Here is a 14,977-nt window from a genome sequence, read left to right as displayed (position 1 = left end):
GTTCTTTTTACTAAACTCTATTAATAGTGACATTTGCCACACTCTATACCACCAAGGGCTGCAGGTGTAATCTTTTCGCCCTTTTTGATTCTCTCATGCGTTTCGATAATCTTATCGTAATACGCGTTTCCTTTAACCTCCAATTTGGTGTCTTTGTGACAGTTGATACACCATTTCATGGTTAACGGAGAATACTGATAAATCTCTGGCATGGTATCAACCGGACCGTGACAAGCAAAACAAACAGGCTCATTAGGTTTCAATCCTTTTTCTTTTCTAATCGCTTCCGCTGCTACAACAACGTGTTGTGAGTGGTTAAAGTAAGCAAAATCAGGAAGGTTGTGTACACGAATCCATTCTACTGGTTTCTCTTTAGATTTGTCGTAAGTCTGCGTTGCAGGATCGTAACCTAAAGCAGTGTAAATCTTCTGAATCTCCGGAGAAATCTGACCATCATATTTCTCTGTAGCTTGTACGGACTTATGACAGTTCATACATACGTTTGAAGAAGGAATAGTTGCATTTTTTGATTTAAACGCGCCGGCATGGCAATACTGACAATCAATCTGATTGGTTCCTGCATGTAGCTCATGCGAGAATTTAATCGGCTGTACTGGCTGATATCCTGTATGAACACCGGTGTTCCACATCCCCATCCAACCAAATGACCCCAAACTGATCACCAAACACAGGATGAAGAAAAACACAAACTTCTTGTTTTTAAACAGACCCTTAATGCCAACTGAAAATGGTATTGCTTCATCTTCTACAATAACAACTCCTTGTTTCTGAAGGATCAGGCGCTCTAGCATTTTGATCGCGCGACCCAATACAACCAGCACAATTATTGATATTAGAATGATCGCAACGATACCTGCTACAGAAAAATCAGATACACCTTCATCCGTTGCAGCAACAGTACCGCCAGCTGCATCGGCTTTCTTAGGCTCACCTGCTTTTGCATAAGCAATGATGCTTTTAATCTGTACATCAGTTAACCTTGGAAAGAATGACATCTCTGCCGGCGAAAACTTAGTGGCTTCAATAGCCTGTTTGTCTCCTGCATCAACTAACGCTTTCCAGTTCTTGATCCATTTGATGGCAAATGCCTCGTCAAGCTCATTCAGCTTCGCGGTTAAGGCAGGGCCTACACTATTGCTGGTTAACTGGTGACAAGAGCTACAATTTTCTTTGAATAATTTCCGCCCCTCTACTACATCTTGTGCTTGTGTTGCAGAAACAGTCAAAACAGAAAGAGCCGCAATAACAAGCGCCGACTTCCAAACTCTTTTAACGATCAATGAGATATCCCTCATAATGAGTATTTTATGCTATTTTTTAAAAAACTTATTAAACGTCTTTAATGACAGAACCCAGGTTCTCCACCAAAACGTCCACAAAAGTAAAATTTATTAACTTACCAATGACAAAGAAATGACAGTAAATACAATTTATAATCAATCTAAACAGATGCTTTAATATGCTTTAAACGACGAAAATCAGCAATTTCCTTAAAATTGCTGATTCCCGATAAGGTCTTTCAAAAAGAACTATTTGTTAATTTAGATTACATTTTTAATATCCATGCAAACATAAGGGGCGCTACGATTGTTGCGTCAGATTCTACGATGAATTTAGGGGTATGAATATCCAGTTTACCCCAGGTAATCTTCTCGTTAGGCACTGCGCCTGAGTAAGAACCATAAGAAGTTGTCGAGTCGGAAATCTGACAAAAATAACTCCAGAAAGGTATATTCTGCATCTCCATATCCTGATAAAGCATCGGTACAACACAGATCGGGAAGTCGCCCGCTATTCCACCGCCTATCTGGAAAAAGCCAATTCCTTTGCCTGCACTATTGGCAATATACCAATCAGCTAGCCAGCCCATATATTCAATTCCGCCTTTCACTGTGGTAGCTTTTAACTCAGACTTCATCACATAGGAAGCAAAAATGTTCCCCATTGTAGAATCTTCCCAGCCTGGAACTACTATAGGTAAGTTCTTTTCAGCAGCAGCAAGCATCCATGAATTTTTAGGGTCAATTTCATAGTATTGCTCTAAATCTCCGCTAAGCAACATTTTATACATGAACTCATGCGGAAAGTAACGCTCACCAGCAGTATCTGCATCTTTCCATATTTTATGGATGTGCTTTTGCAATCTTCTAAAGGCTTCTTCCTCAGGGATACAAGTATCAGTAACGCGGTTGTAATGGTTCTCCAAAAGGTCCCACTCGTCTTGCGGACTTAAATCACGATAATTAGGAACGCGTTTATAGTGTGAATGGGCCACAAGATTCATAATATCTTCTTCCAGGTTAGCGCCAGTACATGAAATGATCGCTACTTTATCTTGTCTGATCATTTCTGCTAATGATATACCCAATTCTGCAGTACTCATCGCACCTGCAAGGGTAATCATCATTTTACCGCCTTCATCTAAATGTGTTTCGTACCCTTTAGCCGCATCCATCATTGCCGCAGCGTTAAAATGGAGGTAGTTGCGCTCCATAAATTGGGATATTGGTCCTCTTGTGCTCATATTGATCAATTTTGTTGGCGCAAAAATAGGTATTTAATTATTCATGATCTAATTTTACAGAACCAACGACTTTCTGATCGCATGGCATCTCCCTTGGGTTTAACTAGAGATGCTGTAGGGAAGGGTTAACAGTGAGTGCGCCATGACTGCGCAGTGAGTCCGCCCTGAGTCCGCCTTTTTACAATAAAAAGGCGGACTCAGGGCGGATCTATGGTTGACAGAATGCGCATTCACCCAAAGCCCTTCCCTAACCCAACCTTATTGAAAGGTATACCAGAATTGAAATTTGTTATTTATGGCCTTAATCTTGCTACAGCGGAATTATATTTAAATAATTGCATTATTTTAGGCCAATGAAGAAAATCTCGCTTTGCACCATCCTCTTTTTGATAGCTGCAAACGTATTTGGACAAAAGAAATTAATTGAACGATACCTGTCAAACAAAACAGATTCATCTAGAAAGGCAAGTTTTATGCCAGTTCCTGTTTTTAGGTACAGCCAGGAAATAGGCATTGAATTTGGCTTAGGCGCACTCTTTTCTACTTATTTGGATCGGGCAGACTTAGCAAATCGCAGCTCTAACTTCAGCACAGTACTCTCTGTTTCTACAAAAGGGCAGTATAATGTTTCTTTGAAAAGCGACATCTGGACTAAAAAGAACGCCTATCACTATATCGGCGAAGCCCGATTTAAAAGAATGCCATTTGATTTTTTTGGCGTTGGTAACCATACCGCCGAGGCGGATAAAGATCGATTGGTTCAAGGTTCAGTTAAATTGGTACTGGAGGCCGAAAAGATGTTGGCCGCACATACTTATTCGGGCATTTCACTGGGCTTTGAAAACTATAATTTTAAGGATAACGTTGTTGGAGGTATTTTTACAACTGATCAATCCGTTATCCATAAAGCTGGCGGCTCGGTAATCTATGCTGGTATTTCTCAAAGCTATGACACCAGAAACTCCAACAATTACACAACAAAAGGTTTTATGGGTCGCATTACTTATCAATATGCGCCCGACTTTTACGGTGGCGAAAATTTTACAGGAAGCTTAATTAAAGCAAACGTTCGCAATTTCTGGCCGCTGTCACGAAAGTTTGTTCTTGGCGTTAACGCGCTATTCCACTCTATTCAAGGCAAGAACACCCCTTTCTATTTGCTACCCCAACTGGGCAACGATGAGATGATGCGGGGCTATTATACAGGGCGCTTTCGGGATAGGAACCTTTTGGCTGGTCAGGCAGAGCTTCGGTACAGATACAATAACAGGTTTGGAGTTGTAGCCTTTGCCGGCGGCGGACAAGTGTTTGGCAATGGCGATCTGGCTGTTAAAAACTTCAAACCCTCTTATGGGGCTGGAGGCCGATATTTCTTTGACCCTGAAAAAGGGTTAAGTGTAAGGGCAGATTATGGTATTGGAGAAAAACGTACAAACGAGAAACGCCAAACCGGATTTTACATCAGTTTGGCGGAGGCGTTTTAGCAGTCTGTTTACAAGCTAATTAATTTAATACTTTAACTTGAAGTGCTCTTTAACCTGCCCCTTTCTAAAGTACACCAATCCTATCCAGAACAGATCAACAGTAACAGTTACTTGCGGGTTTGATTTGATTTCTTCCCATGCTTCCTTCATTCCTTTGCTCCAGTATATGTCATCGAAAATAAGGAGCGAGCCTTCATGTACTCTAGGCAGGCACCACTTAAAATAGTTTAATGTGGCATCTTTTCTATGGTTGCCATCTACATAGACAAAATCCAATTGGGGATGCGCTTCAATTACCGAAGGTAACAGCAAGTCAAAATTACCCACTTGTAATTCTACATTATCCAAGTCTAATTCCCTGAAATTATTATAAGCTACTTTGGCTGTTTCGGGACATCCCTCAATGGTAACAATATCTGCTTCAGGGCATGATTTTGATAGATATGCTGTAGTTATACCCAGGCATGTGCCCAGCTCTATTATGCCTTTTGGATTGTTGTCTTTCGCCAATCGGTAAATTAACTGCGCCAGTCGAGGGTTCTTTAGCGCGTTCTTAGCAATCTGACGTACTTTCTTTGTGCGGTTCTTATTCAGGTGAGAACCTGCCCCTAAATCAGTTACGGTGACTAGAGATTCGTCATTCAAAAGTTTTTTTCGCTGGTCTTCAATTATTTTATAATCAATTTTAGACTTAAAATCGTAAATTACCTCATCAGCTAACTTATAAACGAATGGTGAGTGGGTACCGTGTCTGCTTTTTGATGTAAGGCGATGTTTAAGATAATCGCTAATGAAATTAAAGACCATAGCCGCAAAAATAGGGATTCAAATTTGTATGTTTAATGGAAAACGTTAAAGAAATAAATGCACTGGTTAAACTTTTAGATGATCCTGACCAGGAAGTGTACCAGCACGTTGAAGAACGGCTGTTGGAATTTGGTAGTGAAGTCATAGACTTTCTGGAAAATACATGGGAACATTCTTTAGATGTGCTCTTACAACAACGTATTGAAAATATTGTTCATAAAATTCAGTTCAGTAACGTAAAAGAAGATCTGAACTTATGGTACCAAAGCGGTGCCTTTGATCTTTTGCAGGGTGCCCTTGTTATTAACCGTTACCAATATCCTGACCTGGATGAAGATAAAGTGATTTTTCAGTTGGAAGAAATAAAGAGAGAAATCTGGATTGGCTTGCAATATGAAATGAGCTCTATTGAAAAGATAAAGCTCATTAACCATATTTTTTACAATGTTTACGGCTTTGCGGGCAATACCAAGAACCACATGGACCCGCAAAACTCTTTCATGAGTCAGGTGATGGAAAGTAAAAAAGGCAACCAGATCTCCTTGGCTATTATTTATGCTACACTTGCCCAGAAACTGGATATTCCTGTTTACGGCGTAAACCTGCCACAGCATTTTATATTGGGTTATATAGATGAAGCCAAGCGCGAAGAGCATGAATTTGGGGTGCTGTTTTACATCAACGCGTTCAACAAAGGGGCGATTTTTGGAAAGCATGATGTTGATCAGTTTCTCCGACAGCTAAACCTTGATCCTCAACCTGGCTTTTATGCACCCTGCAGCAATGTAGAAATCATAAGAAGGGTCATCAGAAATCTGATCTCCGCCTATGAAAACCTAGGCTCTAAAGAAAAAGCAGAGGAGATGAAAGAACTTCAGGACATCCTGATCAATACCGATCTATAAGAATTTATTGTCCTTCATCCAATTATGCAAACGTTCAAACCAATCATCTGATGTGGTAGGGTTATGTAATCCAAAGCCATGTCCTCCACCCTGGTAAACGTGCATTTCTGCTTTTACTTTATTCTTAACCAGGGCTTCATCAAAGCGCAGACTGTTCTGTACAGGCACGGCACCATCATCATTGGCATGCACTAAAAATGTAGGTGGTGTATTTGCGTTTACATGTTCTTCATTAGAAAAGTAGGCTATCTGAGCCGAGGTAGGTGCATTTCCAAGTAAGGCGTTTAATGAGCCTTGATGGGTATATTCTCCAAAGGTTATTACAGGGTATATCAGGATAGAAAAATCTGGTCGCAGGCTCAATTTCTCTTTGTTCTCTATTTTAACATCATCGTAATGAACAGTAAGGGTTGATGCCAGGTGGCCACCTGCCGAAAAGCCCATAATACCAATCTTATTGGGGTTAACCCCCCATTTTGCAGCATCTTTCCTTACCAGATAAATGGCTTGCTGTGCATCCATCAGCGGACCAAAAGTTTTATCTTTCATAATGGCATCACTTGGTAAGCGGTACTTTAAGACAAATGCAGTTACACCAAATTCATTAAAACGTTTTGCAATGTTGTATCCCTCATGATCGATAGCTAGTATGCCATATCCGCCACCCGGACAAATAATCACAGCTGCTCCAGTAGCCTTTTCTTTTGCTGGTTGATAAACAATCATGGTAGGAATAGATACCTTAGAACTCCTGGTAATGTGATCAGTTCCCATTGGCGAGTCTTCAATATAGTCTGCCGGTATAGGCTTAGATCCGGGAACTGTTCCTTTGTAAAGGTTTACAACTTCTTGTGCCTTAAGGCTTGCTACTGAAAACAACATCATGGCCAACAATGTGAAATATTTCATAATTAAAACTCCATTAAATACGCTTTTAAAAAATCATTTAAATCACCATCAAGCACCGCCTGAGGGTTAGAAGATTGAAAGTTAGTTCTATGGTCTTTAACCCTCCTATCATCCAGCACGTAGCTTCTGATCTGAGAGCCCCACTCAATTTTCTTCTTATTCCCTTCTATCAAGGCCGTAGCTTCCATCCGCTTCCTAATTTCCGCTTCGTATAACTGCGACTTTAACAACCGAATTGCATTCTCTTTATTTTGTAGCTGAGACCTCGATTCCTGGTTCTTTATCACAATGCCTGATGGCTTATGGTATAATCTAACTGCTGTTTCAACCTTGTTAACGTTTTGTCCGCCTGCACCGCCAGACCTAAAAGTCTCAAACTCTATTTCTGAGTCTTTAACTTCTATTTCTATCGTATCATCCACAAGCGGATAAACATATACAGACGCAAAAGAGGTATGTCTTCTGGCGTTGGAATCAAATGGTGAGATCCTTACCAATCTATGTACCCCATTTTCCCCTTTTAAATAGCCATAGGCGAAATCACCAACAAACTGTATGGTAACCGACTTAACACCAACAATTTCCCCTTCCTGGTAATCCTGCTCTGATACTTTAAATCCGTTTTTCTCGCCCCACATGATGTACATCCGCATCAGCATGGCTGCCCAATCGCAGCTTTCAGTTCCACCTGCACCTGCCGTAATTTGCATTACTGCCGGAAGCTGATCTTCCTTATTCTTGAGCATGTTTTTGAGCTCCAGGTTCTCTACCGCTTCCCTGCAAAGGTCAAACTGCTCTTGCATTTCATCGGCGCTAGCATCCCCACCCTGGAAAAAATCAAACAATACTTGCGTATCTTCCAGCAAGCTATTTACTTCCTGCCAGGCATCCGTCCACACTTTCTTTGAATTGATCTGTGCAATATGCGCTTCCGCCTTTTTCGGGTCATCCCAAAAGTTAGGCTGCAAAGTCATCTGCTGCTCTACATGTATATCTTCTAATCGGGTTTCGACGTCAAAGATGCCTCCTCAGCGACGCTATTCTGTCTCTTAAATCCTGAATTTGTTCCTTAGTCATAATCACAAACTTAGATAAAATAGTTAATTATTGATACTACTTCTTTAAAAGCATATAATCAAGCGCAAGATTACATAAGGTATTAACGCCTAGTGTAAAGCCGCTTTCATCAATAAAGAAATCAGGTGTATGGTGCGACGGTGCTTTTATTGGGTCTCCGTTTTTAGGCATGCCGCCAAGGAAAATAAACAATCCCGGAACCTTTTCCTGGTAAAAAGAAAAATCCTCTGCTCCTGTTACCGGCGGCTTCAATTTTACGTGATCTGCACCTGCACTGGCCTGTAAGCTAGGCAGCATCTTTTCTGTAAGTGCCACATCATTAAACGTTACCGGATAATGTGCACTGTATGGAATCTTTACGTCTGCTGTGGCACCGCCAGCCTCGGCAGTCTTGGTAACTATGGTTTTCACACGCTGAATAAACATCGCTTCATCTTCTTTACTGAAATTACGGATGGTACCCAGCATTTCTACTTTCTCGGGAATAATGTTAGACCGTATGCCGCCATTGATGGCTCCAATGGTTACCACACCCGGATTCTCTGTTAAATTAAGGTTGCGACTAACGATAGTCTGCAGGTTATTTACAATTTGGGCAGAGATAACAATAGGATCAATACTGCTCCAGGGGTAAGCGCCATGCGCCTGTCTCCCGGTGATGACGATCTTCATATCATTTACCGCAGCCATGGTACCCCCAGGCCTGTAGGTAATATCGCCAACTGGTGTTTGAGAATTGATGTGCAATCCAAACACTGCATCTACTTTCGGGTTCTCCAGAACTCCTTCCTTAACCATTAGTTCAGCTCCGCCTTCTTCGCCAACCGGCGCTCCTTCTTCTGCTGGCTGGAAAATAAACTTAATGGTACCTGGTATATCTTTTTTCATCGAGGCCAGCACCTCTGCTACGCCCATTAATATCGCTACATGGGTATCGTGGCCGCAGGCATGCATTACACCAACTTCCTGACCGTTATAAATTGCTTTAACTTTTGAAGCAAAGGGTAAGTTTACTCGTTCTGTAACCGGCAAACCATCCATGTCTGCTCTTAGTGCGACAACTGGTCCGGGTTTGCCTCCTTTTAGTATGCCAACTACACCCGTTTTGGCAACTCCTGTTTTTACTTCTATACCCAGCGATTTCAAATGGTTGGCAACAATTCCAGCTGTTCTGATTTCATTGTTCCCTAGTTCTGGGTGCTCATGAAAGTCTCTGCGCCAGGCAATCACCTTTTCTTCTATGGACAATGCCTTTTTTGAAACAGCCATTCGCAAAATATTTTTCTGTGCAATAGCGTTATAAGAGAGGAGCAAAAACAGGATAAAGTAAAGTTTTTTCATGAGCCAGCTTTTTTATGTTAAATATAGTATTATCGACCGATAATTCCATCTGCAGCAATTATCAATAACAAACTTTATCAAATAAAATAAACTGCTACATTTACAAAAAACACGATAAGATATGTTCCCTACAGTAAATTTTACAGAGACAGAAGCCTACAAATATCTTGCTGACCATTTCATCAGCATCAATGAAAAAAACCTGAAGCAATTGTTTACGGAAGACAGTGCCCGGTTTGAGAAATTCTCTCTAATATTTGAAGATATTCTGGTAGATTATTCTAAAAACAGGGTAGATGATACCACCATTGCTTTACTCATTCAGCTGGCCAGAGAGTGTAAACTTGATGAGGCAATTAAGGCCATGTTCTCTGGAGAAAAAATTAACCAAACTGAAGGGCGACAAGTATTACACATCGCTTTGCGCGAGCCTGCCAATGGCGAGATCCTGGTAGACGGCAAGAACGTGGTTAAAGATGTACATGCCGTGCTGGATAAGATGGAGAAATTTAGCAATGAAATCATCTCTGGTAAATGGAAAGGTTACACTGGAAAAGCAATTACTGATGTAGTGAACATTGGGATTGGCGGTTCTGATCTTGGCCCTGTAATGGTAACTGAAGCATTAAAGGCGTACAAGAACCACCTGAACATGCACTTCGTTTCCAATATTGATGGTACACATATCGCAGAGACGCTTAAAAAAGTTGATCCGGAAACTACACTATTCCTTGTAGCATCTAAAACATTTACTACTCAGGAAACAATGACCAATGCCCATACTGCACGCAGTTGGTTCTTGGAGAAAGGTGCAAAGGAAGATGATATTGCAAAACATTTTGCTGCGCTGTCTACCAATGCTAAAGATGTTGCCACTTTTGGTATTGATACCGAGAACATGTTTGAGTTTTGGGATTGGGTAGGCGGTCGCTATTCACTATGGAGCGCCATTGGTTTATCTATCTCCCTAAGTGTTGGCTTCGATAATTTTAAACAATTACTTGCCGGTGCGCATGCAGCCGATCAGCATTTTGAAACGGCAGAGTTTGAGATCAACATACCGGTAATTCTTGGGTTGATTGGTGTTTGGTACATCAATTTCTTTGATGCGGAAACCCAGGCTATCCTTCCTTACGATCAATATATGCATCGCTTTGCCGCGTATTTCCAGCAAGGTGATATGGAGAGCAATGGCAAGCATGTAGACAGAAATGGTCATGAGGTGACTTATGAAACAGGCCCAATTATTTGGGGAGAGCCGGGCACAAATGGTCAACATGCATTTTATCAACTTATCCACCAGGGTACGCGCCTTATTCCTTGCGATTTCATTGCCCCTGCGCAGAGCTTAAATCCAATTGGAGATCATCATCCTATCTTATTATCCAACTTTTTTGCACAAACTGAAGCATTAATGAATGGAAAGACAAAGGAACAGGTTACAGAAGAATTGAAAAAAGACGGTAAATATGCCGAAGAGATTGAAGAGCTTGCGCCATTTAAAGTGTTTGAAGGAAACAGGCCTACCAACTCCATCATCCTTAAAAAAGTGACGCCATTCAGTCTTGGTAACCTAATCGCTATTTATGAGCACAAGATCTTTGTACAGGGAGTGATATGGAATATCTTTAGTTTTGATCAATGGGGTGTAGAGTTGGGTAAGCAATTGGCAAAAAGCATTTTACCTGAATTGGAAGACGATAAAGAGGTAACTTCACATGATGGATCTACTAATGGTTTGATCAATCAGTACAAAGCCTGGAGATAATTGGATTTACCGAATAAATTAGCGTCATTTGTTTAAACCTTATGACTGCTAATTTGTTCTAATACAAGTAAATAAAACCAAATATATATTCATAAATTAAACTAAAGATCATGAAAAAGCTTAAAAACATTTTAATGATTGCTGTGCTCTTCATCGCAATCCAGGCATCTGCCCAAACTGACAAAGCAACTACCATAAAATTGGTGGAGGGTAAGAACTTTATTTTTAATGCAACTAGTGCCTTACCAATGAATTCTGCAGACATCAGTGCTATCTTGAGCAGAATGCCGGGCGCAATGGCTGGTGGTGTGATACAGCTTTCTGATTCCAGGTATCAGCTAACTGTTAATGATGAAGGTGTTGATGCAAGTTTGCCATATTACGGCAGGTCTTATAATGCCCCTAAAACTGCCAACGAAGGTGGCATTAAATTCAACACTAAAGAATATAGCTACAAGGCAGATAAAAACAAAAAAGGGAATTATATAGTTACCATCAAACCTGAAGATACTAAGGATGATGTGATGTCTATGACCTTAAACATCAATTCAAATGGTTACGCTTCTTTAAGTGTGGTGAGCAATAACAGACAAACCATCTCTTACAATGGTTACATCAGTGATCCTGCAAAGATTGCTTCAAAATAAAAGTACTTCCGTTAGTTCCCTTTTATTGGGGAACTAACGTTATTTCAAAAAGCTTAGGCCATTTCTTGCCGGTAACAAATAAGCGCTTGCCCCCTTTATCCCAGGCTATTCCATTTAAAACATCTATTTCTTTATCTCGGTCGGTTACTTTATAACCTTTAGCTAACAACCCGCTCATATCTATCTTTTTCTCTACAATGCCAGATCTTGGATCAATTACCACCAGGTAATCTTTGGTATAGATGTTTGCATAAATCTTTCCATCAATATATTCCAGTTCATTTATCTCATTTACTGGTCCGTCATTATCATAAACATCTATTGCGCTTTCTTCCTTATAGGTATCCTTATTCAGAAAATACACCCTATTGGTTCCATCTGATTTAATAAGCTGCTTACCATCAAAGCAAAGCCCCCAGCCTTCTCTACTGTTTTGGTATGGAAAACTCCCTTTTTGAACTAAGGTAGTCGCATCAAATACAAACCCAATATTACCCTGCCAGGTCAGCATCACTATCTTGTCGCCAACCAATGTTGCGCCTTCACCAAAATACTTTTTATCAATGCTTACTTTTTTAATAGGGATACCTGTTTTCGGGTTAACCCATCTTAAAGTAGAGAACCCTTCCAATCCCGTGCTTTCCAAAAACCTGCCGTCATGGTATTCCAGGCCCTGTGTATAAGCAGCGGTATCATGTGGAAAAATGTTTAGCACTTTGTAACCGTACAACAAAGGTTTGCTTCCTGCTTTCAGTACAATATTAGTCGTTACTGTATCCTTTTTGCTACCGTTATCCAGTATCACCGTAATCAATTTATAGCCGACAGATAGCCCTTCGGTCTTTATGCTGATGGAATCTGCATTGTTCTTCTGGGCTACCTGCTTTCCATCAACAAGGTAGGTTGCTGAAGTAATCTGCATGTCCTTGGGTACGTCTACCACAACCTTTACCGCCTCACCCAAAGGGAACAACTGTCCTTGTTCAGGGTATTTAAAAACAACGGTATTGATGGCCGTATCGTTATTACAGGCGCTAAGCGCAAGTATTGCCGATAAAACAACTAGTGCGCTAAAGGTTTGAAAGGGGGATTTACGGGTATTAACTAGGCCAAAATGCATCTTCTATATGATTAATTTTATATGTATTTCTATTTTCAAAAGTAATTGCAATCACGTCAAATCTGATCTCACCATTGTGTTCTTGTTGTTCTATAAAGGCAAGGGAAGCAAACTCCAGTTGTTTTTCCTTTTTCCAGTCTACAAAATCCTCCGGCTCACCATAGTCTACAGAACTGCGGGTTTTAACCTCCACAAAAACCAACACACCATCGCACATGGCAATCAAATCTATTTCTGCACGTGCATGCCTCCAGTTCATACGCAAAATATGGTAGCCCTTATTCTCTAAAAAGTCCTTCGCGATGTCTTCGCCTCTTTTACCAAGGTCATTGTGACTTGCCATCTATTTCAATATTACAGAGCCCAAAAACTTAGAGATCTCTTTCTCCACACCTTTGATAACGGTATAACGTTGCATTAATATTTCCTGGTTTACCGGGTCTATCTCTACTTTTATTTCATGGAGGAGGTTAATCAGTATACGGTCTACTTTTCTCTTCTTTAAATGAAAAATACCCCCCAATATGGTTGCTTTTAGGTTCAGCGTTTCATCCCTCACATAGATCTTATGTTTGTTATACCAGTTCTCACTGAGCATATAGGGAGAGGTTGATAAGGTTATTGCTAAATCAGCTATTTCCCGGTTATTGCTTTTGATAAACTGGTTGGCTACCGGAAGGTGACCGTTCTCTATTTCATCCCGATAGGTCTCAATAATATTTTTGCACAGCGCATTCTCAAACGTTACGTCCGATAGGTTTTGCATAATGAAAGAGCCGATATACATATTGTCTATCTTATCCCAGTTCACCAGCTCGTGCCCAAAAGCCAATAGCAGTCGCACAATTTCCTGTTCCTGCAAACTATCATCATCTGCTTCCTGTTTGGTTTCTCCGGCTGCTGCAGAAGGGTCGGGGTTTTCAAATAGGTTATCTGGCGGACCGTCTTGAAATTGTTGTTGGTTATGTTGGGGTGCTGAACTGTTGTTGTTTGCCTTTTTAAACCTTGCAGCACGCATTTTATTTAGTTCCGACAACAGAATGCGCTCTTCTACCTGCAACAATCCACTGCATTCTCTTATAAATATGGAGGCTTTTATGTCGTCCGGAATCTTTGAAATACTTTCTACAATATCTCTAATGATGCCTGCCCGCTTAATCGGGTCTGTGCCCGCTTCTGTCAGTAAAATATTGGCTTTATAGAGGATAAAGTCTTTGCGACTATTCTCTATGTATTTCTTAAATTCTCCTGCTCCTACACGGTGCATGTAAGAATCTGGGTCGTGCCCATCGGGGAAGGAAACTACCTTAACATTTAAGCCTTCCTCCAGTATCATATCCAGTCCACGTAGCGATGCCTTAATTCCGGCAGCATCACCATCATAGAGTATGGTTACATTCTCTGTAAACCGGCCTATCATCCTGATTTGCTCAACGCTAAGCGAGGTACCAGAAGATGCGACTACGTTCTCTACCCCGGCCTGGTGTACAGAAAGCACATCGGCATAACCTTCTACCAGGTAGCAGTTGTCGGTTTCTCGTATTGCCTTTTTGGCATGGTATAACCCATAAAGCACGTTTGACTTGTGGTAAATCTCACTCTCGGGCGAGTTGACGTACTTAGGGACATTTTTATCGGTCTTAAGTGTTCTGCCTCCAAATCCAATTACCCTGCCCGTAAAATTGTGGATCGGGAACATTACCCGGCCTCTAAACCTATCGTAAAGCTTACCCTTATCATTGCGGATAGACAACCCGGTCTTCTCCAGATATTCTTCTTTATGTCCGGCTGCAACCGCCCCCTGTATCAAGGCATCCCATACATCTGGAGAATATCCCAGCTGGAACTTTTTAACAATATCTTCCCGAAACCCCCGCTCTTTGAAATAGCTTAACCCTATGGACCTGCCCTCATCGCCAGTCCACAGCTCATTGGCAAAGAATGCCGAAGCGTACTCTGAAACGATATAAAGACTTTCCCGGGCATTTTGCAGTTCAATGTTTTGCGGCGACTGTACCGTTTCCTCTACCTCAATGTTGTATTTGTTGGCAAGGAACTTTAGTGCTTCGGGGTAAGAATACTTTTCATGGTCCATAATAAAATGGACAGAATCTCCTCCCTTACCACAGCCAAAGCATTTGTAAATACCTTTGGTTACAGAAACATGAAATGATGGTGTTTTTTCGTTATGAAAAGGGCAATTGCCTATTAAACTGGTACCACGCTTTTTTAAAGCCACAAAATCACCCACCACCTCTTCTATACGGGCCGTGTCCATGATCTTGCTTATGGTATCCTGATTGATCATATGTTTTCTACGCTATTTTCATCTTTTCTTACACTCGTCATTAAGAGGCCTTTCCTTCGATGTATG

At 41.0% G+C, this 14,977-nt stretch carries 13 protein-coding genes; 4 read left to right on the top strand and 9 right to left on the bottom strand.

From position 1 onward, the window contains the following. Positions 1–20 precede the first annotated feature (20 nt). On the bottom strand, positions 21–1,316 hold the full coding sequence (locus tag ACVWYN_RS03425; protein WP_457287421.1) for a cytochrome c3 family protein: 1,296 nt from the start codon (positions 1,314–1,316) through the stop codon (positions 21–23). A 251-nt stretch (positions 1,317–1,567) separates the two neighbouring features. Beyond that, on the bottom strand, positions 1,568–2,545 hold the full coding sequence (locus ACVWYN_RS03420) for a deoxyhypusine synthase family protein (RefSeq protein WP_457287420.1): 978 nt from the start codon (positions 2,543–2,545) through the stop codon (positions 1,568–1,570). A 353-nt stretch (positions 2,546–2,898) separates the two neighbouring features. On the opposite strand from ACVWYN_RS03420, the gene ACVWYN_RS03415 reads away from it, so the two are divergent. After that, entirely contained in the window at positions 2,899–4,029 is a 1,131-nt protein-coding gene (locus ACVWYN_RS03415; RefSeq protein ID WP_457287419.1) for a polymerase, read from the top strand. A 24-nt stretch (positions 4,030–4,053) separates the two neighbouring features. Here ACVWYN_RS03415 and ACVWYN_RS03410 read toward each other — a convergent pair whose 3' ends face one another. Next, positions 4,054–4,836 (bottom strand): O-methyltransferase, encoded by a 783-nt coding sequence (locus tag ACVWYN_RS03410; RefSeq protein WP_457287418.1) that lies wholly within the window; start codon positions 4,834–4,836, stop codon positions 4,054–4,056. 35 nt (positions 4,837–4,871) lie between these two features. Between ACVWYN_RS03410 and ACVWYN_RS03405 the strand changes: the two genes are divergently transcribed. Then, the gene (locus ACVWYN_RS03405) at positions 4,872–5,741 is read left to right on the top strand and encodes a transglutaminase-like domain-containing protein (RefSeq protein WP_457287417.1); all 870 of its coding nucleotides are present in this window, start codon (positions 4,872–4,874) and stop codon (positions 5,739–5,741) included. Here the strand turns inward: ACVWYN_RS03405 and ACVWYN_RS03400 are convergent. The 3 genes from ACVWYN_RS03400 to ACVWYN_RS03390 all read right to left on the bottom strand — a co-directional run bounded on the left by ACVWYN_RS03400 (position 5,736) and on the right by ACVWYN_RS03390 (position 9,068). After that, positions 5,736–6,650 (bottom strand): alpha/beta hydrolase, encoded by a 915-nt coding sequence (locus ACVWYN_RS03400; protein WP_457287416.1) that lies wholly within the window; start codon positions 6,648–6,650, stop codon positions 5,736–5,738. The two genes, ACVWYN_RS03405 and ACVWYN_RS03400, sit on opposite strands and share 6 nt — an antisense overlap. Before the next feature lie 2 nt (positions 6,651–6,652). Further along, positions 6,653–7,727 (bottom strand): peptide chain release factor 2 gene (gene prfB, locus ACVWYN_RS03395; protein WP_457287415.1). Its coding sequence is split into 2 segments (ribosomal slippage): positions 6,653–7,666 and positions 7,668–7,727, totalling 1,074 coding nucleotides; the frame shifts between segments, so codons are not numbered across the junction. Between the two features lie 36 nt (positions 7,728–7,763). Then, the gene (locus tag ACVWYN_RS03390) at positions 7,764–9,068 is read right to left on the bottom strand and encodes an amidohydrolase (RefSeq protein WP_457287414.1); all 1,305 of its coding nucleotides are present in this window, start codon (positions 9,066–9,068) and stop codon (positions 7,764–7,766) included. 121 nt (positions 9,069–9,189) lie between these two features. Here ACVWYN_RS03390 and pgi point away from each other — a divergent pair, with 121 nt between their 5' ends. Continuing rightward, positions 9,190–10,836, top strand: a complete 1,647-nt coding sequence (gene pgi, locus ACVWYN_RS03385) for a glucose-6-phosphate isomerase (protein WP_457287413.1) — start codon at positions 9,190–9,192, stop codon at positions 10,834–10,836. Positions 10,837–10,946: 110 nt separating this feature from the next. After that, positions 10,947–11,483, top strand: coding sequence for a DUF4251 domain-containing protein (locus ACVWYN_RS03380; RefSeq protein WP_457287412.1), 537 nt, complete (start codon positions 10,947–10,949; stop codon positions 11,481–11,483). A gap of 22 nt (positions 11,484–11,505) precedes the next feature. On the opposite strand, the gene ACVWYN_RS03375 is transcribed toward ACVWYN_RS03380, so the two are convergent. The 3 genes from ACVWYN_RS03375 to dnaG are packed head-to-tail and all read right to left on the bottom strand — an operon-like array spanning position 11,506 to position 14,911. After that, positions 11,506–12,603 carry a glutaminyl-peptide cyclotransferase gene (locus tag ACVWYN_RS03375; protein ID WP_457287411.1) on the bottom strand — a complete coding sequence of 366 codons (1,098 nt, stop codon included), beginning with the start codon at positions 12,601–12,603 and terminating at the stop codon, positions 11,506–11,508. Next, positions 12,584–12,946, bottom strand: a complete 363-nt coding sequence (locus ACVWYN_RS03370; RefSeq protein WP_457287410.1) for a YraN family protein — start codon at positions 12,944–12,946, stop codon at positions 12,584–12,586. The genes ACVWYN_RS03375 and ACVWYN_RS03370 overlap by 20 nt, the downstream gene beginning before the upstream one ends. Beyond that, positions 12,947–14,911, bottom strand: a complete 1,965-nt coding sequence (gene dnaG / locus ACVWYN_RS03365; protein ID WP_457287409.1) for a DNA primase — start codon at positions 14,909–14,911, stop codon at positions 12,947–12,949. Positions 14,912–14,977 lie beyond the last annotated feature (66 nt).

The organism is Pedobacter sp. UYP24 (genome assembly GCF_054057295.1).
Note: the sequence above shows the minus strand (reverse complement) of the source record. Positions and strands in the feature narration are given on the sequence as shown.